Origin of the sequence: Ktedonobacter robiniae, from assembly GCF_016587375.1 — a bacterium.
Taxonomy (GTDB): Bacteria; Chloroflexota; Ktedonobacteria; order Ktedonobacterales; family Ktedonobacteraceae; genus Ktedonobacter; species Ktedonobacter robiniae.
The window spans coordinates 3,802,361-3,823,657 of the sequence record NZ_BNJG01000001.1; the positions used below are offsets into that span (position 1 = coordinate 3,802,361).

A 21,297-nucleotide genomic window follows, 5' to 3' on the forward strand; every position below is an offset into this window, starting at 1 on the left:
GGTTTTCTGGTTCCTGGTAGGGATGTGGTGTATCCTGGCTAGTCTGAAACTGCCAGGATACACCACATCTCTACCAGCTCACCTCTCGATGAGCAACTGAGCACTTCGACGGACTTCCCAGACCTGAGCCGCAACTGGGAAGAATGAAAGAGGAGATGCCATATGGCCGTGGCAAGAGGGCAGCACCTCATTGGCAAAAAGCTTGGTTCATACAGGCTGGAGCGGGTACTGGGCTATGGGGGGTCGAGCGCGGTATTTCTCGCGCAACAGCTTGAGCCAGAGCACAAGGTAGCAGTGAAAGTTTTCCTGCCGCGTCAGACGATGGATCGGCAGATGTTGCGCGAATATTACGACCGCTTTCTCCACGAAGCTGAGGCCGCCAGCGCACTCGATCACCCGCATATTTTACCCATTTATGCCTATGGCGAGCAGGATGGGCTGCCTTATATCGTGATGCCGTATATTTCAGGAGGCACGCTTGCTCAGCATGTGCAGAAGCGAGGTGCGCTTACATTACGCGAGGCGCGGAAGTATCTCTCTCAGATCGCCCAGGCTTTAGATTACGCGCACGCGCAGGGACTTGTACATTGTGATGTCAAACCCGCGAACATTCTTTTGACAGATGATGGGCAGGTGATGCTCTCTGACTTTGGTATTGCGCGCATCCAGGCTGCGCAGGCCCAGAGAGAAGGGCACAGTGAGGAGGGGCGTAGCGAGATGTTGATGGGAACACCAGATTATATTTCGCCCGAGCAGGCAATGGGCCTGGCTGTGGATGGACGTTCAGACTTGTACTCTCTCGGTATCACCCTTTTTTATTGGCTCACGGCCCGGGTGCCCTTCAACGCTGACTCAACAATTGCTCTGGCATTGCTGCATGTGCATGAAAAGCCTCTGCTGCCGGGATCGGTGCGCAAGGATATTCCACCCTCTGTTGATCGCGTGCTGGCCAGGGTGTTGGCCAAGGCGCCGGAGGATCGCTATCAGAGTGCTACGGCGTTCAGCGAGGCGTTTGCAGACGCCCTGTCCCGGCAAGCGCAATCCAGACGTCTACCTTTTTCCAGTTTTCCATCGGCGCCTGAGAGCGAAGGAAGCCCCCACAGGGTAAAAGTCGCGAACCATAGTGGCTTGATGCCCTCACTTCCTGGTCGTAGGCGTACTCGTGCCTCCCGGCGCAAACTCTGGTTGGGGGGAGTCGCGCTCCTGCTCTTCTTGATGAGTGCCATGGTGGCCTTAACAGGGGTACTCTCCGTACGCTGGACGGGTGGACATCTCGTGGCTCCGCCTATTGCCGCCAAAGGGGAGGTCCGAACGCCAGTGGTCTCCAGCCCAGATCTCTTCTCTGGGCACTCGGCATGGCCTTTGAGCCAATCGTTTTTCTTTGACAAGACGAGTGCGCGCTATCATGTAGTGAATACGTTACCGCAACAGATTCCCTTGATCTCACTGTATCAGCAGCAAGAGTTTAGCGATTTTCGCTTGGACATCGTGACTCAGGAGGTACGTACCCCTTCGCCCGCTGATGGCGGCGACTTTTATGGTCTTGTCCTGCGTGCCGACCCGGACCAGGCTCGTTATTATCTCTTTGAGGTTCTTACCTCAGATAATGGACAGTACATCTTCTTGCGTTACGATAGCACCGCCAGTCATCAGTGGACGACGCTGGATTCAGGTCCGGCCCCCATGCTCAACATTGGAGTGGGGAAGCAGAACAAGCTCCATGTTGAGGCCTCTGGTTCGACCTTTCGTTTTATGATTAATGGCCAGAATGTAGGATCGGAGGTAACCGATAGCTTGCCAGGGGCTGCCCTGCTGACCAATGGTCAGATTGGCTTGTATGTAGAGGAGAAGGATACCGAGGTTGCTTTCTCGCAGTTACATGTCCTTTCGCTGAAGAAGCAAAAGTCGCTAAACTAAGCTGTAATGGGAATGTGATACGCCCTGGCAGCCGCAGGCTGCCAGGGCGTATCACATTAGCCAAATACGAACGAGGGGCGTGTGGGGAAGAGTGCGACAAGCAGCGCCTCGGCTTCATCGGCAACATTGACATCTGGAAAGGCATGCCGTAGCTCTTCTAAGCTGCGATAGCCAAAGAGGAGCTGCAGGAAGACCAGGGGCGGAAAGCTGGCGCTGGAGTCCTCTTCATAAATGGGAACACGCCAGGGCTGAACCTGCTCAAGCTTCCCCTTATTAAAGGTAAGCTGTAAGCCATCACGGTAGAAATTCAGCTTGAGCTCACCACTGTACCCTGCGATGACTGAATTGGCCAGGCGGCGCTCTAGAATCGGAACCAGCCGCTTAAGAAAAGCTGGAAGATCAGGTACCCGCACATACCAGGCATATGGCTTTTTTATGACAGGCGTTAGCTGTTTGCTAATTACTGTGTAAAGAGGGTGGGAGCCTCCCAGGCAGAGCGAGAGCCTTTGTAGTGGCTCAGCGTTGGCTTGCGTGGTGATAGCTTGCTCTCCTAGCGCTTTGAGTGCGCGCAAGAGTGAGGGCATGATACGTTGGGCGTTGACGCCTGGGGCGACATCCATGGCCCAGACAATAAAACTGCCTTGCCAGCGGCGCGCTGAGCAGAAGATGTAGCCCAGCCGTTCCCCTGCTGGATCAAGAATGATCTGCACATCATTATGCACATTCAGTGGCGTATGTTGCCAGGCGTCAATGTGGTATTGCCAGAAGGCATCGGGAAGACTGTTCCAGACGATGCTATCGGCCTGACGGCGAGTATAGCAGTGCTGAATAAAGTCGATGTCTGCACATGTGGCGCGCCGAGGCTGGCAAGTCTCTTGCTCACCTGCTTTGAGTTGCGGTAGGAGTGCCAGGTTGATGAGACAGTTCCCCTCCAGGTCAAGAGCGTACTCATAGCCGAACTGGCGATAGAAATAAGGGATACCGGTAATGGCCTGTAAGGGATGTCCCTCGGCCTCGCTGCGCGCGTGCAGGAGCGCGAAGAGCTCGCGAATCAGGCCTCGATTGCGGTACTGGGGATCTGAAGCCACGATCTCAGGTCGTCCAACGGGAAAGCGCAGGCCCTCATATTCCCACTCGTGCCGCCAGAGGCAGGCGCAGGCTACGATGGGATTGCTCTCTTTAAGCGTATCCTCAACGAGTCCATAGTCATAGGGACTCATAAGCGGGTGGTCACCTTGCATAAGGGCGCGTACGTATTGACCTAGATGCTCGTTTGGAGGTTGATCAGCTTTATGGCGGAAGACATGCGCGACCAGTTGCGCGAGGCGTTCTGTATCGGCTGGCGTTGACCAGCGCAGCACCAGCCCATCTCCGAGCTCCTTGCGGTACGAGCTAGACGCGGCCGTTTGCGAATGCATGGTAAAATATCCCTTTTTAAAGTAACTATAAGCATGGAGGAGAGCCTCTGTCAAGGGAATTAGTGTGTAGCGTGAGGTGCGACCACAGCCGCACCTCACGCTACACACTATTCCCCTGAGCGCCGCAGGCGTGAAGGCGCTCCAGAGAAAGGGATTGCATTTGACATCGCTTGCACAACCCTCTATACTGAAACAGACTAAAAATAGAACTTAGCCGCTATGTTGGCTTTGGCTTGCATAGTAGGCCAAGAGGAGGATAGCTGGACATGGCTTATGTGATTACTCAGCCCTGCATTGGTGTCAGGGATGCATCCTGTGTCGATGTTTGTCCCGTTGACTGCATTCATCCCTCTTCTAACGAGCCTGGATATGAAGAAGCGGAGCAGCTCTTCATCAATCCTGATGAGTGCATCGATTGCGGAGCGTGTGAACCCGCTTGCCCGGTGACAGCCATCTTTGAAGAGTCGGCTGTTCCTGACGAGTGGAAGAGCTACATTAAGATCAACGCTGAGTTCTTCAATCGAGGTTAGTACCCGCGCTGAAGCGGGATGGCACCACCATATCTTCGATTTGCGTATCTATGGGGCAAGCAACGTTTCGATAGACAGAGGAGCGAGCTTGCTCCCATTGTTGTCCGGTATCTTTTTCATCTCTACGTGCTGTGATATAATACAGGTGCTACATTCTTTCAGTGTACACACTTATCTTCTGTATGGAGCGTACCCCAATGCCAATAACTCGACGTAGACGTGCTAATCCACCTGAACAGCCCGAGAATACTAACCAGAATTCCGCTGAGCAAGCAGAGAACGCTGCTGAGGCTGTGGAGACGCCCGCCACCGAGCAAACAAGAGAGAAGAAGTCAGCTCCCGCCGAGAATGGAACGGGTGGGGCAAGTGGTGAGGTCAATTACCCTCCTTATCAGCAGGCAGCGCCCAACCAGTCTACGGGCGTTGTGCCGCCTTTCAACGGTGAGCATCGCTCCGAGTTTAGAGGGGATCGGCCCGAGTATCCGCCTGCAATGGAGTCTACGCCTCCTCCGGTTACGCGCCGCCCTACTTTCCGTCGCCCTCCTTTGTCGTCCGCCAATGCGCTCAATGGCCCGACCCAGCCGGTGATTCCTCAGACTCCGCCGCCTGCACCAGTGGTGACCCCACCCGCATTGCCAACGCCAACTCACGAGATCAATTTGCCGTTGGGGAACCTGCTACACCTGGCATATAACCCTAGCTATACCGGCTCAGACGAGGCGCGTAAGACACTATTACAGAAACTGGCGCAAGAGAGTAAAGCTGGTGGGCGCGCGCGCTGCTGGAGCTGTGGCTCTCTGGCGATTGTCTATGATAACTGGAATACGCGCAGTAAGAACTTTGGCGAGGTCGGTGTCGCGTTCTGCGAAATATGTGGTGTGTGGAGTGTAATGTAGCGGCTCGTTTTCTAGTGGTTGAAGTGAATGGTGGCAAGGGTATAGGTGCCTCTCTACGTCTTCCTGGGCATGTTCTCCGACAAGATCGAGTATCCAGTTGAGGGATAGGGGCGCAAGATGTGCCCCTATAGTATTCTTACGCATCATGGATAACTGTCATATGTATTGTCGTCTGCCGTAGTCGTGTCGCGCATATTGTACTGATATCGTACTGCTCTTTTAGCTTGCTTAGGACGATATGAGGGAGTGCCATATGACCATGGACCAGGATGTCCCGGTAACATTTCTCTGTCCCCGTTGTAAAAGCCCGATGTATAAGCCAAATGGGAGCGTTTTATATTGGCATGCCGATACCAAGCATCCAGCTTGCAGTATCACAAATATACCCGACGCTGCTCCAGGCATACAGCCCGTACGTGAGCTAGAGTCACAGGGCGCGAGCGGCAACGCCTTCCTGCCTCCGCAGACCTTGCGCTAGTTTTCTGGATGCCTATGTGGGTTCTCTTTGCTGTACGCGCTCTGTTAGCCCGGTCTGTGGGCCGGTTTGGAGGGAAAGAGAAGCAACTTCAAGCCGTCTATGTACGTATATGCTAGTGAGTGGACGGGTAAAGGCTTGCCATTGAGATGCGTGGCGCTTCCCTGTGTGCTGGCAAAGAGCACGTGTTGTATGCTCTAATAGAAGAGAGCGTGTGCTTTTGCTAGATTTGTCTGCGAGGTAGACTTATGTACAATCCAAGAAACAATAATCCGTACGGCGGAGATCCCTATGGCAATCCCTACGGTGGTGGCAATCGCCGCAGGAGCCGCTTTGATTCGCCTTATCGGTATCAAACGTTGCCCTATGGGTATAGCAATACAGCGGCCCAGTCCAGCAGCTTGATGGCCAAAGTGCTCAATATGCTGGGTCTCTCGTTCCTGGTGGCCTCGATTGGCGCCTTTTTTGGCATTGCCATGAATTTGCCCAGTGGGACCTCGATTCTGTTTGCCCTGCTGGGCCTGGTCGTGCTCATCGCGCTCCAGTTTCTTATTCAGCGGCCCGGTATCAACCTCTTCTTGCTCTATAGCTTTACCTTCCTGGAGGGCCTGTCGCTGGCGCCCTTGCTGGGCTATTACCTGTATCACGCATCGGGTATTCTCTTTGAGGCCTTTGCCATCACAGCAGTAGCCTCGCTTGGATTGGGCGTCTATGCCTGGACGACGAAGCGCGATTTCTCGCGCCTGGGAGACTATCTCTTCTGGGGCTTAATCCTGCTGATTGTTGCCAGCCTGATCGGTTTCTTCTTCCATTCGCCACTTTTCTATACCGTAATCGCCTTTGTGGGCGTGGCCATCTTCTCGGGCTTTGTGCTGTTCTATATTCAGCGCGCCAAGTATATGGCCGATACCACACCAAACGCGATTGGTTTGACAATCTCCATCTTCTTGACAGTTCTAAACCTCTTCCTGTACATCCTGGAGATCCTCTCGATCTTCCAGCGTGGAAATAACCGGTAATACGCAGAAAAAAGAGGGGCGACGCATGTTGCGTCGCCCCTCTTTTTTCTGCGTATTACGCCCTATGCCTATTTTTGGCGGGACGCCTCGCGCCTGCGGCGCTCAAGGGTAAGGGGATGTGGGTGGAAAATGGCAGAGCCATTTTCCACCCACATCCCCTTACCCCGAGGCGAGCGTAGCGAGACGAGGCAAGAGCGATAAGAAAACTGGAAGGCCCTGACCTAGAGGCAATAGAGTTTCACTTTTTCCTGCTGAAAGCGTATACTGGTGGTAGGTTGTCGTGAGACGCGCAAGCTCATGGGAAAAACCTGGAATAGAATGAGGGAAGGTTTTGTTTTCCTGAGTAGCAGTCAAGAGTTACTGGTAGAAACGTCGCTTCGATCATAAAAAACTGGGGCCAGGCGGAGAAGCCAGGGGTAACCTTACAATATCACAATTTTGTGATATTGCCGCAGTAGATGCGCGATTGTATCCGTTAAAAAACTGATGTAGCCAGCGTTTTTCTTGCGCCTGGCCCGCAAAAAATAAAGTGAAGAGAGAAAGGAGCGTGGCGTTTTCCCCTTCTAATTGGAAAGAGCGTTGGAAATGGGGGTTGACGTCGCAAAAAGAGAGTATGAGCACACATAGCAATCTCATTTATGTTGGCGACCAGGATTTTGAGGAGAAGGTGTTGAAGTCTTCAACGCCTGTTATCGTGGACTTCTGGGCAGCCTGGTGCGGCCCCTGTCGCATGATCGCACCCCACTACGAGCGCCTGAGCGATGAGTACCAGGGGAAACTGGTATTCGCGAAGATGGATGTGGATGAGAACGGCAACGTGCCGCGCCAGTTTGGTGTGCAGGCGATCCCCACCCTGCTGGTCTTCAAAGGTGGTGAGCTCATTGGTCGCATGGTCGGTGCTGCGCAGCCCGCGAAATTGAAGGCCGATATCGACCGCATTCTGGCGGAAAATGGTGCTGCTACCGCATAAACCTATACCATAAATCTGGCTCCTTCGGGGGCCAGATTGCATTTTTGCCCGTATTACCACTCGACGCTTTCCTTTTTTTGTGATATTATTCTTCCCATACACATACAATACATATCTCATTTTTAACTGTTGTATGGACATAAGGGGAACCGTATATGCCAATTTTGGAACGATCAAATCCACTGCCACTGTATTATCAGCTAAAGGAAGTGCTTAAGCAGCAGATTCAGGCAGGCCATCTCGCGCCGCATACGGCGATACCATCGGAGCCGGAGCTGGTGGCGCAATATCATGTAAGCCGTGCGACCGTACGCCAGGCATTGACCGAACTGGTACATGAAGGGTTGTTGTATCGACAGCATGGGCGGGGCACATTTGTCTGTGAGCCACGCGTGCAGCAGCGCGTCGCCAGTGAGTTGACCAGCTTCTCTGAGGAACTGCGCCGCCGTGGTCTGAAGCCTGGAGGTATGCTTTTCGTCAGCGAACTGGTACGTGGCTCACAACAGGTGCGCGAGCAACTGCGCCTGAGCGATGAGGAGCAGGTGGTACGCCTGGAGCGTCTGCGCACGGCCAATGATGAGCCAGTAGCGTATGAAGTAAACTATCTGCCCTATCCTCGTTCGGCTAACCTCTACCAGCGTGCAAAAGAGGCGGGAGAGGGTTCTCTCTATCACTTGATGTCAACCGAAGGACTTGTCCCCTACATGGTTGAACACGCCTTTAAAGGCGATCTGCCTTCGAAGCGCGAGGCTGAATTGCTGCGTATTAAAGAGAGCGAGTGTGGTATGCGCTCAGCCTGCACAACCTTTGATGAGACGGGAGCGCCCATTGCTTTTACCGAGGCGTTTTATCCCAGCGACCGTTTCGAATATCGTTTGACTTTGCGCGTTACCAAGTAAGATCTTATTCCGAAATCCAACGTCACTCACATGACTAGCGCTTCCCCCATTCGGGGACAAGCGCGCTCAGGTTTTCGGAGAAGAAGTAAACCCATTATTGCTGGGCATGGACCATACCTTGTATCCCGATCAGCACGGCTGTTACAGTATGTTGAGGTGGGTGCGCCTACTTATAACAGAAGTAGAGCATGTGTGATCTGGTAGCGTTGTTGTGGCATGATGTATGTGGACTTTTTGTCTGCAGTGCAATAATGAGAAGTAAAAGAGAGAATGATGGATAACGAGCAAGATACACAAAACTCCGGGTCGAGCAATAATACCTTTCCGCTGCACTTTGTCAGCCGCGAGGAGATGCGCGAGCCTGATCCGGCGGATGGGCAGGCCTGGACTGACCGCGGCAATAACGCCGCGGCCAACGAAGACTATGAGACCGCCGCGGAATGCTTTGAGCGTGCCGTGGCGGCTGATCCTGAGGATGCGCGTGCGCGTTACAATCTCGCCCTGGCACAGCAGTATCTCGGCGATACAGAGCTGGCCATTGCCGGGTATCGTCGGGCGATTGATCTTGATCCAAACCTGATTGATTCCTACATCAATCTGGGCAATCTTTATGGCGAGATTGGCATGTATGAGGAGTCGCTGGAGACGTTCCAGCAAGGCCTGGAACTGGACCCCCAGAGCGACGAACTCTATTTGAGCGTAGGTGATACCTACAGGTTGCAAAATCTCTATCGTGATGCTATTCAGGCCTATCGGCAGGCCCTGATGCTCAATCCAGATAATACGCTGGCGGCTGACAATCTGCGTGACGTGCGCGAGCGCGTGAACGATCAGTACCGGCGTATGATGGAGCAGGAGCGCCGCATCGATGAGGATCCCGCCGATCCCACGCGCTATGCAGAACTGGCAAGCATTCAGCTTGATATGCATCGCTATGACGAGGCGCTTTCGCTGGCCAATCAGATGATCGCGCTTGATCCCCAGGGGCGTGCTGGCTACGATATGCTCGCGGCAGTGTACGAGCAGATGGGTGATGCCGAGCAGGCGGCAGAGATCTATCAGCGTATCGCGAACCAGCACCCAGAGGATCCCGACGTATGGGAGAAACTGGGTTTCTGGCGTTCCTTACAAGACCGCACAAATGAGGCCATCGTCGCGTATGAGCGCGCAGTTGAACTGGATGCGCAGCGTACAACGGCACGCTTCAGCCTGGCGGAAGCCTACCTGGAGGCGGATCGCTATGCCGACGCGCTTCCCATCTACCAGAACATGGTGGATACAGGAGAGGGGCTGTTGCAGGATGATGATCTTGCGGCTGCCTTCGCGGGCCTGGCAGAGGCCTACAACTCGCTGGGGCGCCATGATGAGGCGATGCGTGTGTCTCATCAGTTGCTGGAGCGCTTTGAGGACGACCCGGAAGGGTACTATCAGCTCGCTGTGGCCTATGATGGTTTGAATCGCCCCAATGATGCGATTGAAAACTATCTTAACGCCATTGATGCCGATCCGTTGAATGCCGATTACTATAACGACCTGGCAGACACCCTGCTGACGGAGAAGCGCTACGACGAGGCCCTGGAGTATGCGCAGCAAGCCATTGCCATGGACCCCTCGCTCACAGTAGCCTATGAGACGCTGGCCCAGGTCTATGACGCACTTGGACGCGGCGACGAGGCTGAGGAGGCCCGCATCCAGGCCCGGGAACTACGTTCCGCGACTGGGGCTTAGCGGTTCCAAACAATAAAAGCAATGAAGCGTCCTGGAGCCTACGGCTTCCAGGACGCTTCATTGCTTTTAGCCAGGCGAGCGCCGCAGGCGCGAGGTTATAGGCTAGAGATTATAGGCTAGCCTCGATTGCGGTGCTGAACTCTTCCAGCGTCTCCAGGCGATACTGGAGATGCTCGTAGACCAGCTCTCGTGTTTGAGACGAGGTCGTGCGAAGCAGCTCTTCGCGCAGATTCGTGAGCAACTCCAGACGGAAGGCTAGCGTGCGTGGGATAAGCTGCTGCGCCGCGAGGCTGCTGAGTAGATTATGGAAATCATCAGGTTTGGGCAGCCCCATTGCGGTCACGAAGGCGCTACAGATGTAGAGGTAGTTCTCGATTGCCTGCTGGAGGTAGCGCTCGGCCAGTCCATAGAGGCGATGATCGTTTAAGAATGTCTCGCGTGGTTCGGCCTGCAAGTTACGTAGAATGCGGATGGCCTCCCTAAGTTTTGTGAGTGGTGGACGGATAAGTTCAGGATCGACAGGCTGGTGTGCGGGACCACGTAAGCGACGACTAAGCGCTTGATTCTGTATCTCATCAAATTTCTTAAAGTCGAGGTAGGCCATGACGGCGCGCGACTCGAAGAGGATTCGCTGGCGCTCATCGCGGCTGAAGAGGATCTGACCATGTTTGATAATCTGAGACTTTAAGAGGAGAGAAGCCTTGTTGAGAATGACGACATCTATACTCTCAGACTCCAGGCGCTTGGCCAACTCGCTGAAAAAGTAGAGCTGGTAGTCGAGAAACTGATCGGCTTTGACCTGGTCCATGAGCAGAATGGCGATATCAACATCACTAAGCTGACCAAAGGAGGCGCGATTGGAGAGCGAACCCGTCAGGTAGGCGGCATTAACGGGATTCTGCGCAAAGAGCTGAGTCAATTGAGTCTGTTTTTCGAATAAGTTCATCAACGATCTCCAAGTTTCATCCGGGGACCTGTCTCAGGTCGTTGGCGAACACGGCAGGGCGGCTTTTTTAATGAAATCCTTGAACTCTCTGAACTCTTCATTGTTAATTGTAAGGGAGTTTTCTTTACTTAAAATATACCATAAAAAAGGCGCTTTGGGGGATATATGCCAGGAAGAAATACTCTGGATGAAGGAAGATCGATGGGGTGATGTGGAGAGGAATGGGTAGAAGGTTGGGGCTAACCTTCTACCCATTCCTCTCCAGTGGTGGCGACCTCTTTTTTCCAGATAGGGACGCTGGCTTTGAGGGTATCGATGATATAGCGGCAGGCATCGAAGGCTTCGGCGCGGTGAGGGCTGGCGACGACGATAATCACGCTGGCCTCTCCGATTTCCAGGCGTCCAAAGCGATGTGCAACGGCGACACGCTCGACTCCCCAGCGCTGTTCTGCCTCCGCAATAATCTCCTGAATGCGTTGGCGTGCCATCTCTTCATAAGCCTCATATTCCAGGTGGCGTACCTGTTTTCCGCGCGCATGGTCGCGTACAACCCCTTCGAAGACGACGATGCCGCCTACGCTGGGATGGCTGACCGCGGCAACAAGCGCGTCACGCTCAAGGGGCGCATGGGTTAGTTGGATAATAGGCTCCATATATCTCTCCTGACGTCTCTGATGGATTGCTTACGACGCGCCATTGTCTTGTGGCTCGCTCCCGCCACCCATAGGCGGAATAAAGACCAGCTCGTCGTTCTCATGCACTGCTGCCTCCGGCGGGACATAGGCGCGATTGAGCGCGCAGAGGCAGCGCTCCAGGATGTCCTGTAAACGCGGATAGCGCGTCACCAGGTCTTTTTTGATCTCAGCGATGCTCGTTCCATCAGCCATATCCAGTAGCTCGTCGCTCTGGCCTGTAACCTCGCGTAAGGAGGCAAAATAGCGAATGCGAATTTTCATGGCTCACAGTATAGCACAAAATAAGGTAAGGTGTGTGCGTGGAAAACGGCCCGTATGGCCGTTTTCCACGCACACACCTTACCCCTCGGCTCGCGTAGCGAGCCGAGACAAACGCCAGAGAGATGAAGGATGACTTTCTGCTAGAAATGGTGATGTTTGTTCTGCTATGAGACGTAGTATATATAAATTGAAAGAACCAGCCTGCATAGAATAGTAGCAATCTACAAGCAACAACTGTTTTTAGTAGGAAATGTTTGGCTATTTCCCTCAATTTCTCTTGCCAGAACGTAGAAAATCTGGTAAATATAGTGAATGGCAGCAAATAGAAATATTTGAGAAATTGTAGGCCATCGCCCGACACCTCTGTCAAAGTACTTTCCTCCGCGAAAAGGAGTACACCATGGTTCAATTTCTTGTGAAGCGGCTCATTGGATTTCTCTTCGTCGTTCTCTGCGTCTCGTTTATTACCTTCATTCTAGGTTATCTTGCTCCTGGCGACCCCATCCGGGCACTGTTGGGTCAGCACCAGGATCCCGTTCTTTATGCGGCCTTAAGACATCAGTATGGCCTGGATCAGCCTTGGTACCAGCAATATTGGCGCTTTTTGACTGGCGCCGTTCACCTGGACTTTGGGTATTCTTTCCATACCCAGGGACGCCCCGTCTCTGAACTGATTCTTCAGGGTATCCCCTACTCGTCTGAATTGGGCTTCTGGGGGACTGTACTTACCCTGGTGCTTGGTATTCCGGTTGGTATCGTCAGCGCCTTGAAGGCCAATAAATGGGTTGATACCCTGTTAATGAGTATCGCCCTGGTATGCTGGGCCTTGCCGACATTTATTGTTGCCATTTTCGCCCAGGTAGGCATTGTCTGGTTCGACAAATGGACTGGTGTCCAGTGGCCGGTGGCAAACTGGGGCCAACTCTGGCAGTACGGGCCTGATGATATCCAGTATAAGCTTTTCCCCATTGTCATTTTTGCGCTTGTCGGTTTTGCGTTCTACGCACGTTACGCACGTACGACGCTCCTGGAGACCCTGCGCCAGGATTATGTGCGCACCGCTCGTGCGAAGGGCCTGGCTGAGCGTGTCGTCGTTTATCGCCATGCCTTCCGTAATGCCCTGATTCCGCTGGTGACCTCGATTGGCCTGGCCTTTGGCCTGGTTATTGCTGGCGCGTTCTTTATTGAGCAGATCTTCAATATCCCTGGTGTGGCCTCAACTGGCTTGCAGGCCATTAACGACCGTGATTATCCTGTCATTCAAGCTTCAGTGTTGCTGGTTGCAGCCTGCGTCGTTCTGGGCAACCTCATCTCTGACTTGCTCTACACCGTTGTTGATCCACGCATTAAACTCGATTAGTGAAGGATCAGACGCGTACCTGAAATGTCAGGTACAGAGAGAGGCCCTCGCTCCCTAACATATACGTCAGGGAGCGAGGGCCTCTCTTGTTTCCTGATTTTGGCGTATGAAGCGCCTAGCGTGCGCTTCTGAGGGCTAGTTCTGTCAGGGTGCGGACACCGAAGCCTGTGCCGCCTTTCTCCATGTTTTTGGCGTTCTCAGAGAAGGCTGTGCCTGCAATATCCAGGTGCGCCCACTTCGCGCCGTTGCCCACAAAATGTTCGAGGATCTTGGCCGCCGTCACAGAGGAGGCGCCGCGACCACCCGTCTGTTTGACGTCAGCGATATCGCTCTTGACCAGTTCGCCGTATTCCTCGTCGAGGGGCATGGCCCAATATTTCTCACCTACGGCCTGGCCTGCCGCAATGATCTCCTGCTGTAGACCCTCATCATTGCTGAAGAGGCCCGACATGACGTTACCGAGTGCAACGACGATACCACCTGTGAGCGTTGCCAGGTCGATGATTGGTGAATGACCCTCCTGTGAAGCATAGGAGAGCGCATCGGCCAGGATGAGGCGCCCCTCGGCATCGGTATTGAGAATCTCAATAGTTTTGCCGTTCATGAGACGTAATACGTCGCCTGGGCGGAAGGCGCTTCCACTGGGCATATTTTCGCAGGTGGGCACAAAGGCCGTGACATTGGTTTTTGGCTTGAGCGCGGCGATGGCCTGCATGGCACCGATAGCGGCGGCGGCACCACCCATGTCGCTCTTCATCGTCTCCATGCTGCCAGCGGGCTTAAGGGAGAGGCCACCACTATCGAAGGTGATGCCTTTGCCGACGAGGGCCAGACCCTTCTCCTGGCTCTCAGGGGCGCCACGGTAGCGCAGAATGATGAAGTGTGGTGGTTCGACACTGCCCTGGGTGACTCCAAGGATGCCACCCATGCCTAGAGATTCAATCTTCGCCTGGTCGAAGACCTCGCACTCCAGACCATATTGTTGCGCCATGGCGCTGGCCCGGTTGGCAAGCTCGGTGGGGGTCAGGACGCGTGGAGGCTCGTTGACGAGATCGCGGGCAAAGTTGGTGGCTTCCGCGAAGATCTTGCCCTTCTGCACACCCTCTTCGACGGCGGCTTTATTACTCTCGGACGTTTGTAGCTGAACGTCTTTGAGCTTGCGCTCCCCGTTCTGATTCTGCTGGTACTTGCGGAACGCGTAGGCACCGAGGAAAAGACCCTCGGTCAGGGCCTGCGCGGCCTCTGAGACTGCGGAACCCTCTGCCAGGGCCAGGGTCGCACTGCGAGCATTGGTGCTATGCAGGTGACGGACGATGCTGGCGCCAATTTTGCGTAGCGCCTGTGGCTCGACCTTCTCTGCTGCGCCAAGACCAACAACCAGGATGCGCTTAGCTGCTAGTTTCCCCAGCGTGTGGATGGAGAGCAGTTCACCCGTGTTGCCCTTGAACTCTTCGTTTGTGCCACATTCGCTAATGACGCCGCCCAGGGCCTGGTCAATGACTTGTCCGGCGGAGGAGAGCTGGATGCCCTTTGCCTCACCAGAGGCACGCGTGGCCGTGATGACGAGGACATCGCTTGAGGTTTCTTTTAAGGATTGGGTTGTTACACGAAGATCCATACAAACACCTTCTAGGAACCTTCTCGTCGCTTGATACGGGTTCTGGCTCCTGGTTCGCGAGACGAGAAGATTGCCTTCTCTGCTATCGCTACTGTTCAAGGCTGAACCGGGCGATAGAGGACAAATAAACACCGCGGCTAAGATTGTCGCGTATGTATGGGATGGGTACACTCTGTATGATATTGCAGTTTGCCAGCTTTCCGCAAGGTCAAAGCGCTTATTTTTACTATAGACTATCTCTTCAGGGAAGCAGGCGCTCAACAATTTCAAGCAGCTGGCGTGGCTTGAAAGGCTTGGTCAGGTATTCTGTGCATCCGATTTCGCGGGCAGCCTCCCCCTCGTCATGTAAGGCGTAGGCGGTAACCGCGATAATGGGTATCTGCTGCATGCCGGGCCGAGAGCGTATGAGTTGGGTGGTGCGATAGCCATCCAGCACGGGCATGGAGAGATCAGTCAGGATGAGATCGGCGTGTTCACGATCAAGAATGGAGAGGGCCTCGCGTCCATTGGAGGCCGAGATACAACGATAGCCACGTGTCGATAACACGCGCTCAATCAAGATGCGGTTCGAGATCTCATTTTCAATAATGAGGATGGTACGTTGTGGTGTGGCTGGTGGTGTACTTTCAAACATCACTATCTACCCCCTTACTAACTTGCCGTCTGTTAACGGTTTGGATCTTGTACTGATTTTATGTTGATGGATGCTGCTGCGCTTCGGGTGTGCGTGTAGACGGGCTAATGGATGCGGCGACGGGCAAGGTAAAGGCAAAGGTTGATCCTCGGCCAGGAATGCTCTCGACGGCTATTTCCCCGCCCTGTAACTCGATCAGTTTTCGCGCAATGGTCAGGCCCAGGCCAGTACCGCCAAAGCGGCGCGTTGTACTTCCATCGGCCTGGCGAAATGCTTCAAAGATATATCCCAGGGAGGCTGGCGAGATGCCAATACCGGTGTCATGCACCGAGATCAGGACCTGGGCGCGTTCGGGCATATGCTGGCAGTGGATCGTCACGCCCCCTTTTTCGGTAAACTTTAAGGCATTTGAAACCAGGTTGAGTACGATCTGGCGCAGACGATGGCTGTCCGCAAGCACTTTGGGAACCTGGGGGTCGCACTCCATGTTAAGATACAGGTCTTTATTGAGCGCCATGGGCTTGAGTTGATTGACGACTTCGCTCAGGCTAACGCTCAGTTCAAGAGCCTCCAGCTTCATCTCGATGCGGTCGGCCTCAATTTTTGAGAGGTCAAGCATATCGTCGACCAGGTGTGAGAGGTCTTCGGCGCGCCGGACCATAAATTGAATGTGTTCTTCCTGTTCTGAGCTTAGCTCACCCTCGACATAGCCCTCCAGCAGTAGGGCGCCATAGCTAATAATACTATGCAGGGGCGTGCGTAACTCATGTGTCACATTGGCCAGAAATTGTGACTTTAAGTGATTGGCCTGTTCCAGGGCTGAGTTTTTCTCCTTGAGTTCGGAGAAGAGCAGTGTATTCTGGATGGCCATTGAAGCCTGAATAGAGGCTGAGCTGAGCAGGAAGGTTTCGTGGTTACGAATAGGCCGTGGCTCCTGCGCATAGAGCATTATTGCGCCAATTGCCTGATCCTGGAGCAAGAGCGGGACCGCGATCACAGAATGGTACCCCATCTCAAGCGCCAGCTCGGCCCAATGCTCCTGGCTCTCCCGGTAGACGAGTGTGACATCCTCGCCATAGGTGATTTTCTGACTCTGGATAACCAGGTGTGCCAGGAGCATATCCAGCTCGCGCAGGGCTGAGCCTGGAATGGGAGTCCGGCTTGCCTCTACTCCCCCTGATGAGGGGAACGGAGATGCGAAAGCGCTATTGGTGTTGGTCTCTGGCATGTTATATGCTATGCTACCACGCGCGGGCAAGGCAGCCATTTTTGTCGTGACGGCAAGTGTAATATCGCGGTTCGGGTCGGCGTAGACACTAATATTTTTGGCCTGGGCAAAGCGTATGCCATTGAATGGAGTCACGCCTGCGCTAGCTTGCGCCCGTGCACCATTCTCTGTTGTTGGGCGCTCCCAGTGGGCAACAGCCCAGGGCACAGGCATCTCACGGCCATAGAGCAGCAACGCGATATGGGTAGACTGCATGATGGTTCCCAGGCGTGAGACAATCTCACCAAGGAGCGGTTCAAGATGCAGTGTCGAAATAAAAGCATCATTCATGAGCAGGAGGTGGTTCATTTGCTCGACGATGGTTTGATTTTCATGTGCTAGTGACTGGGTAAGCTGACTGAAGGCATGTTCTGCTTCTAATGCATCATGTGAACTTGGGGGTGGGGCTGATGTTGGTCGTTGTTCATTTATTAACTTTGTCTTGAATAATCTTGATAGAAAACGCATGCGACCCCTTCTAACACCGTGAAAAGTAAGGAGAGGACGGGGTGCCAGCTCGTCCTCCCCTTACCACGTGTACGCAAACCTGCACACACGAAGCTCCAGGAAGGTGCGCGTGCAGACCCCATGGGGAAAAGGTCTCACGGAAAAGTAGATGTACGCTACAAGCTGCTCGTCGAGGTGGATCTGCTTGCTCACGCACACCCCGCTCTCCATCCCAGGCCTATGTATTATAACGTATAATACATCTTCTATGTAACGACGAGTTTTACATCTTTTTTTATGCTCAATTAGCCACCTTTACACTTGAATGGTTGGTAACAAAGCTGCACCGTTTTGCATGGTCTTTGATGTAAAAATGATGTATATCAAAACCATGTAGAAAGACGCTGTGAACTGGTTTATAACACATATAGATGGACCTGTCGAGCTCAACCCAGTGCGTTGCTACTTTATGAGCTTTTCTCTCCATTTTCACTCTCACTATCTTCTTCCGTAACTTGAGTGACTTGATTTAATATCTCTGTTAAGAATTGGATACTAGCAAGTAACTCCTGAGAAGGACTAACTTGTTGTGCATTTCTAATAGAGTCCAAAAGCACAATTGACTTTTGTATGTGCTTGTTGCTTTCTTCTAGATCCTCTGTAATCTTTGAAACTGTGAGATGTAAAAATATAAGTGTCCTATTTATTCTTACCCATTGAGAAAAATTATGCTCCCGTGTTCGCACCTCCAAGGCAGCCTGAAAGGCGGCAATAGCCCCTTGCAGGAGATCATGTTGTCTCTGTCCCTGAGCAAGGTTTGCCAGGCCGCCCAAGGTAATCCCCAGGTTATTCTGCGTCATGGCCCAATCTGAGGGCGTCTGCTCATGTGTATAAACTTCCAAAGCAGAACGATAGGCTGCTCTAGCCTCTTGCAACAGGTCGTGCTGTTTTTGCCCCTGAGCAAGGTTTGCCAGGCCGCTCAAGGTAGTCCCCAGGTTATTCTGCGTCGTGGCCCAATCTGAGGGCGTCTGCTCATGTGTATAAACTTCCAAAGCAGAACTGTAGGCTGCTCTAGCCTCTTGCAGCAGAGCATGCTGTTTTTGCCCCTGAGCAAGGTTTGCCAGTTCACCTAAGGTAATCCCCAGGTTATTCTGCGTCATAGCCCAATCTGAGGGCGTCTGCTTACGTGTATAAACTTCCAAAGCAGAATGAAAGGCTGCTATAGCCTCTTGTAGCAGACCGTGTTGTTTTTGCCCCTGAGCAAGGTTTGCCAGCTCACGCAAGGCATTACCCAGGTTGTTCTGTGTCGCGGCCCAGGCTGAGGGCGTCTGCTCACATGTATAAACTTCCAAAGTAGAACGATGGGCTGCTCTAGCCTCTTGCAGCAGATCGTGCTGTTTCTGCCCCTGAGCAAGGTTTGCCAGTTCACCTAAGGTAATCCCTAGGTTGTTTTGCGTCATGGCCCAATCTGAGGGCGTCTGCTCACGTGTATAAACTTCCAAAGCAGAACGATAGGCTGCTATAGCCTCTTGCAGCAGGTCGTGCTGTTTTTGCCCCTGAGCAAGGTTTGCCAGTTCACCTAAGGTAATCCCTAGGTTGTTTTGCGTCATGGCCCAGGCTGCGGGCGTCTGCTCACGTGTTTGCACCTCCAAAGCAGAACGGTAGGCTGCTCTGGCCTCTTGCAGCAGAGCGTGTTGTTTCTGCCCCTGAGCAAGGTTTGCCAGGCCGCTCAAGGCATTACCCAGGTTATTCTGCGTCATGGCCCAGGCTGCGGGCGTCTGCTCACGTGTTTGCACCTCCAAAGCAGAACGATAGGTTGCTCTAGCCTCTTGCAGCAGATCGTGTTGTTTCTGCCCCTGAGCAAGGTTTGCCAGGCCGCTCAAGGCATTACCCAGGTTATTCTGCGTCGCCGCCCAATCTGAGGGCGTCTGCTTACGTGTATAAACTTCCAAAGCAGAACGATAGGCTGCTCTAGCCTCTTGTAGCAGAGCGTGTTGTTTCTGCCCCTGAGCAAGGTTTGCCAGCTTGTTCAGGGCAGTTCCCAGGTTGTTCTGCGTCATGGCCCAATCTGAGGGCGTCTGCTCACGTGTTCGTACCTCCAGAGCAGAACGATAGGCTGCTATAGCCTCTTGCAGCAGATCGTGCTGTTTTTGCTCTTGAGCAAGATTCGCCAGCTCGCCCAAGGCAGTCCCCAGGTTGTTCTGCGTCATGGCCCAGGCTGCGGGCGTCTGCTCACGTGTTCGTACCTCCAAAGCAGAACGATAGGTTGCTCTAGCCTCTTGCAGCAGATCGTGTTGTTTCTGCCCCTGAGCAAGGTTCGCCAGTTCACGCAAAGCAGTCCCCAGGTTGTTCTGCGTCGCCGCCCAATCTGAGGGCATCTGCTTACGTGTATAAACTTCCAAAGCAGAACGATAGGTTGCTATAGCCTCCTGTAGCAGATCGTGTTGTTTCTGCCCCTGAGCAAGGTTCGCCAGCTCACGCAAGGCAATCCCCAGGTTATTCTGCGTCCCAGCCCAGGCTGAGGGCAACTGCTTACTTGTGTAAATATCAGTTGCTTTGCGGAAGCACACTTCTGCATGTTTTTTATTCCACTGTTGGTTTCCTAGTAACCTTCTGGCAAAAGCTAGACCCAGACTATTTAATCCCCCGGCATCTTGATGATAGCTTAAACTTACTTCAAGCTGCGGCCACTCATCTATCAAGGATTGATGAGGTGATGGATAATCAGTAATGACTTTATCTTCAAGGTAGATATCAGCAGTAGGTTCTAGGAGAAGTTCTTCTTTAGCTGATTTTCGAAATCGAAGAAAGCCTTCTCGGTCAAGCAATGCGCAAGACAGGCGCCAGTCTTTTCTATCAAAATTGAAAAAATCACCGGCCACAGATTGTACTCTTGTTTCTGAATATGCATATATGCGTGCTGAACGAAGCAATTTCATTGTCTTCAAAATTTGCTTTGCTGCTTCTGTAAGATTCAGATAACGGGACTTCATCCGGCTCACTCCTAATACGAGTGAGCCTGGCGTTCCATCAAATTCGTCACCTCGGATATCTACACCTTCTTTGGTTAGAGCTTTTGTTAGCTCTATAACTTGAGCATCATTAATGTCTTCAAGTTGAATAATAGTTAGTTGCTCAAGAATATTACCTAGATATTTCTGAGCAAGTAAATAGTCTTCTCCATCACGGGACGTTGCAATAATAATAAGTTGTGCATCAACTTCAAGAAAACGACGAGGAAGATCATTGATAGATGTTGCTTCATTTGGCTTGGCATACTCATGAAGATCGTCAAGCCAGAGGATGACCTGTTTGCCTTTAAGAGCCTGAAAATCAAAGGAATGCTCGCGTTCATGTGGCCAGTGCACCAATGTCCAATGAGGTAACTCATCTTGCATTGCTTCCCAGGTCAGCCGTGTCTTTCCCTGAGCGGGCTTACCAACAATACAGATTCCCAACATTTTAGAATAAGCATTCAGAGATTCATTAGAGAGTTGTTGCAAAATCTTGTGCGCCGTTTCATCAACCTCTCGCAGAACATATGCCTTTTCTACATAGCGAGCCAGTTTACAGTCAATTGGCTTAAGCTGACTTACAGGCCGCAATGTATATTCATTTTGAGGTGGAGCTAATCGTACTCTCTCTAGACGCTTATGAGCTTTGTTGGAAGTATATGTTAGGGCGCTAAATAGCAAAACGGCCAATACAGTTACCAATGGATATTTTATTACTAGTTGGACAGCTGGCAAGTTAGGAGCATCAATAGGGTCAAATTTCCCTTTTGTAACATATGCATAAGCAGCATTACCAGTAATGCCTCCCATTATTCCTGCTACTACAAGGTAAACCCATATCCTGTGGATACAGTTCCAATAGAGATTGAGGATATGAAGAGAACCATTTTTGATAACTTCTTGAAACCGACTATTCTTCCTATGGTTCTTAAATCGCGGTCTTTTGTCTAACAAGTGTTGCTGCATACTCATTTGATCCTAATATATTGTACAAATTTATGCATCAAAAGAGAGCATTTATAATTTTCTTAAAGGCTTTAGTAGCTATATAGGTAAACGAAGATTAATGAACAAAATCACATGTAAAAAGAGTTCTGTGGATATTATTTTAAGTTGGTTCTAAGAAGAAGGACTGAGTGCTTAATTGAGCGCTCAGTCCTTCTTCTCTTTCATTATAGCTAGAAATACCATCCAAACGAATTG

At 52.4% G+C, this 21,297-nt stretch carries 17 protein-coding genes; 9 read left to right on the forward strand and 8 right to left on the reverse strand.

Features of this window, described 5'->3' with window-relative positions; genetic code table 11:
- Positions 1 to 162: 162 nt before the first annotated feature.
- Positions 163 to 1,917 (forward strand): protein kinase domain-containing protein, encoded by a 1,755-nt coding sequence (locus tag JMJ04_RS15870; RefSeq protein ID WP_201371433.1) that lies wholly within the window; start codon positions 163 to 165, stop codon positions 1,915 to 1,917.
- A 56-nt stretch (positions 1,918 to 1,973) separates the two neighbouring features.
- Here the strand turns inward: JMJ04_RS15870 and JMJ04_RS15875 are convergent, their stop codons facing one another.
- The gene (locus tag JMJ04_RS15875) at positions 1,974 to 3,335 is read right to left on the reverse strand and encodes a GNAT family N-acetyltransferase (RefSeq protein ID WP_201371434.1); all 1,362 of its coding nucleotides are present in this window, start codon (positions 3,333 to 3,335) and stop codon (positions 1,974 to 1,976) included.
- A gap of 266 nt (positions 3,336 to 3,601) precedes the next feature.
- On the opposite strand from JMJ04_RS15875, the gene JMJ04_RS15880 reads away from it, so the two are divergent.
- The 7 genes from JMJ04_RS15880 (at position 3,602) to JMJ04_RS15910 (ending at position 9,852) form a co-directional block, all read left to right on the forward strand.
- Positions 3,602 to 3,865 (forward strand): 4Fe-4S dicluster domain-containing protein, encoded by a 264-nt coding sequence (locus JMJ04_RS15880; RefSeq protein WP_007906263.1) that lies wholly within the window; start codon positions 3,602 to 3,604, stop codon positions 3,863 to 3,865.
- Positions 3,866 to 4,062: 197 nt separating this feature from the next.
- Positions 4,063 to 4,761, forward strand: a complete 699-nt coding sequence (locus JMJ04_RS15885) for a hypothetical protein (protein ID WP_201371435.1) — start codon at positions 4,063 to 4,065, stop codon at positions 4,759 to 4,761.
- Between the two features lie 253 nt (positions 4,762 to 5,014).
- Positions 5,015 to 5,239 (forward strand): hypothetical protein, encoded by a 225-nt coding sequence (locus tag JMJ04_RS15890; protein ID WP_201371436.1) that lies wholly within the window; start codon positions 5,015 to 5,017, stop codon positions 5,237 to 5,239.
- A 245-nt stretch (positions 5,240 to 5,484) separates the two neighbouring features.
- Positions 5,485 to 6,255 (forward strand): Bax inhibitor-1/YccA family protein, encoded by a 771-nt coding sequence (locus tag JMJ04_RS15895; protein WP_201371437.1) that lies wholly within the window; start codon positions 5,485 to 5,487, stop codon positions 6,253 to 6,255.
- Positions 6,256 to 6,868: 613 nt separating this feature from the next.
- The gene (trxA, locus tag JMJ04_RS15900) at positions 6,869 to 7,225 is read left to right on the forward strand and encodes a thioredoxin (protein WP_201371438.1); all 357 of its coding nucleotides are present in this window, start codon (positions 6,869 to 6,871) and stop codon (positions 7,223 to 7,225) included.
- 155 nt (positions 7,226 to 7,380) lie between these two features.
- Positions 7,381 to 8,124, forward strand: a complete 744-nt coding sequence (locus JMJ04_RS15905) for a GntR family transcriptional regulator (RefSeq protein ID WP_201371439.1) — start codon at positions 7,381 to 7,383, stop codon at positions 8,122 to 8,124.
- Between the two features lie 270 nt (positions 8,125 to 8,394).
- Positions 8,395 to 9,852, forward strand: a complete 1,458-nt coding sequence (locus tag JMJ04_RS15910; protein ID WP_201371440.1) for a tetratricopeptide repeat protein — start codon at positions 8,395 to 8,397, stop codon at positions 9,850 to 9,852.
- Positions 9,853 to 9,961: 109 nt separating this feature from the next.
- Here the strand turns inward: JMJ04_RS15910 and mntA are convergent, their stop codons facing one another.
- From mntA to JMJ04_RS15925, 3 genes are all read right to left on the reverse strand, one after another.
- Complete coding sequence (mntA, locus tag JMJ04_RS15915) at positions 9,962 to 10,798, reverse strand: type VII toxin-antitoxin system MntA family adenylyltransferase antitoxin (RefSeq protein ID WP_201371441.1); 837 nt, start codon at positions 10,796 to 10,798, stop codon at positions 9,962 to 9,964.
- A gap of 239 nt (positions 10,799 to 11,037) precedes the next feature.
- A complete protein-coding gene (locus tag JMJ04_RS15920; protein WP_201371442.1) occupies positions 11,038 to 11,451 on the reverse strand; it encodes a molybdenum cofactor biosynthesis protein MoaE in 414 nt (137 codons plus the stop codon).
- 30 nt (positions 11,452 to 11,481) lie between these two features.
- Positions 11,482 to 11,754, reverse strand: a complete 273-nt coding sequence (locus tag JMJ04_RS15925; protein WP_201371443.1) for a MoaD/ThiS family protein — start codon at positions 11,752 to 11,754, stop codon at positions 11,482 to 11,484.
- Between the two features lie 400 nt (positions 11,755 to 12,154).
- On the opposite strand from JMJ04_RS15925, the gene JMJ04_RS15930 reads away from it, so the two are divergent.
- Positions 12,155 to 13,114, forward strand: a complete 960-nt coding sequence (locus tag JMJ04_RS15930; protein ID WP_201371444.1) for an ABC transporter permease — start codon at positions 12,155 to 12,157, stop codon at positions 13,112 to 13,114.
- 115 nt (positions 13,115 to 13,229) lie between these two features.
- Here the strand turns inward: JMJ04_RS15930 and JMJ04_RS15935 are convergent, their stop codons facing one another.
- The 4 genes from JMJ04_RS15935 to JMJ04_RS15950 form a co-directional block, all read right to left on the reverse strand.
- The gene (locus JMJ04_RS15935) at positions 13,230 to 14,732 is read right to left on the reverse strand and encodes a leucyl aminopeptidase (RefSeq protein ID WP_201371445.1); all 1,503 of its coding nucleotides are present in this window, start codon (positions 14,730 to 14,732) and stop codon (positions 13,230 to 13,232) included.
- A gap of 241 nt (positions 14,733 to 14,973) precedes the next feature.
- On the reverse strand, positions 14,974 to 15,366 hold the full coding sequence (locus JMJ04_RS15940) for a response regulator (RefSeq protein ID WP_201371446.1): 393 nt from the start codon (positions 15,364 to 15,366) through the stop codon (positions 14,974 to 14,976).
- Positions 15,367 to 15,424: 58 nt separating this feature from the next.
- Positions 15,425 to 17,101, reverse strand: a complete 1,677-nt coding sequence (locus tag JMJ04_RS15945) for a sensor histidine kinase (RefSeq protein WP_201371447.1) — start codon at positions 17,099 to 17,101, stop codon at positions 15,425 to 15,427.
- A 446-nt stretch (positions 17,102 to 17,547) separates the two neighbouring features.
- Positions 17,548 to 21,060 carry a tetratricopeptide repeat protein gene (locus tag JMJ04_RS15950; protein WP_201371448.1) on the reverse strand — a complete coding sequence of 1,171 codons (3,513 nt, stop codon included), beginning with the start codon at positions 21,058 to 21,060 and terminating at the stop codon, positions 17,548 to 17,550.
- Between the last annotated feature and the right edge of the window lie 237 nt (positions 21,061 to 21,297).

Bases quoted from the DNA above. Each gene is read 5' to 3' on its own strand.
- JMJ04_RS15870 (WP_201371433.1), top strand. From the start codon at position 163: ATGGCCGTGGCAAGAGGGCAGCACCTCATTGGCAAAAAGCTTGGTTCA.
- JMJ04_RS15875 (WP_201371434.1), bottom strand. From the start codon at position 3,335: ATGCATTCGCAAACGGCCGCGTCTAGCTCGTACCGCAAGGAGCTCGGA.
- JMJ04_RS15880 (WP_007906263.1), top strand. From the start codon at position 3,602: ATGGCTTATGTGATTACTCAGCCCTGCATTGGTGTCAGGGATGCATCC.
- JMJ04_RS15885 (WP_201371435.1), top strand. From the start codon at position 4,063: ATGCCAATAACTCGACGTAGACGTGCTAATCCACCTGAACAGCCCGAG.
- JMJ04_RS15890 (WP_201371436.1), top strand. From the start codon at position 5,015: ATGACCATGGACCAGGATGTCCCGGTAACATTTCTCTGTCCCCGTTGT.
- JMJ04_RS15895 (WP_201371437.1), top strand. From the start codon at position 5,485: ATGTACAATCCAAGAAACAATAATCCGTACGGCGGAGATCCCTATGGC.
- trxA (WP_201371438.1), top strand. From the start codon at position 6,869: ATGAGCACACATAGCAATCTCATTTATGTTGGCGACCAGGATTTTGAG.
- JMJ04_RS15905 (WP_201371439.1), top strand. From the start codon at position 7,381: ATGCCAATTTTGGAACGATCAAATCCACTGCCACTGTATTATCAGCTA.
- JMJ04_RS15910 (WP_201371440.1), top strand. From the start codon at position 8,395: ATGATGGATAACGAGCAAGATACACAAAACTCCGGGTCGAGCAATAAT.
- mntA (WP_201371441.1), bottom strand. From the start codon at position 10,798: ATGAACTTATTCGAAAAACAGACTCAATTGACTCAGCTCTTTGCGCAG.
- JMJ04_RS15920 (WP_201371442.1), bottom strand. From the start codon at position 11,451: ATGGAGCCTATTATCCAACTAACCCATGCGCCCCTTGAGCGTGACGCG.
- JMJ04_RS15925 (WP_201371443.1), bottom strand. From the start codon at position 11,754: ATGAAAATTCGCATTCGCTATTTTGCCTCCTTACGCGAGGTTACAGGC.
- JMJ04_RS15930 (WP_201371444.1), top strand. From the start codon at position 12,155: ATGGTTCAATTTCTTGTGAAGCGGCTCATTGGATTTCTCTTCGTCGTT.
- JMJ04_RS15935 (WP_201371445.1), bottom strand. From the start codon at position 14,732: ATGGATCTTCGTGTAACAACCCAATCCTTAAAAGAAACCTCAAGCGAT.
- JMJ04_RS15940 (WP_201371446.1), bottom strand. From the start codon at position 15,366: ATGTTTGAAAGTACACCACCAGCCACACCACAACGTACCATCCTCATT.
- JMJ04_RS15945 (WP_201371447.1), bottom strand. From the start codon at position 17,101: ATGCGTTTTCTATCAAGATTATTCAAGACAAAGTTAATAAATGAACAA.
- JMJ04_RS15950 (WP_201371448.1), bottom strand. From the start codon at position 21,060: ATGCAGCAACACTTGTTAGACAAAAGACCGCGATTTAAGAACCATAGG.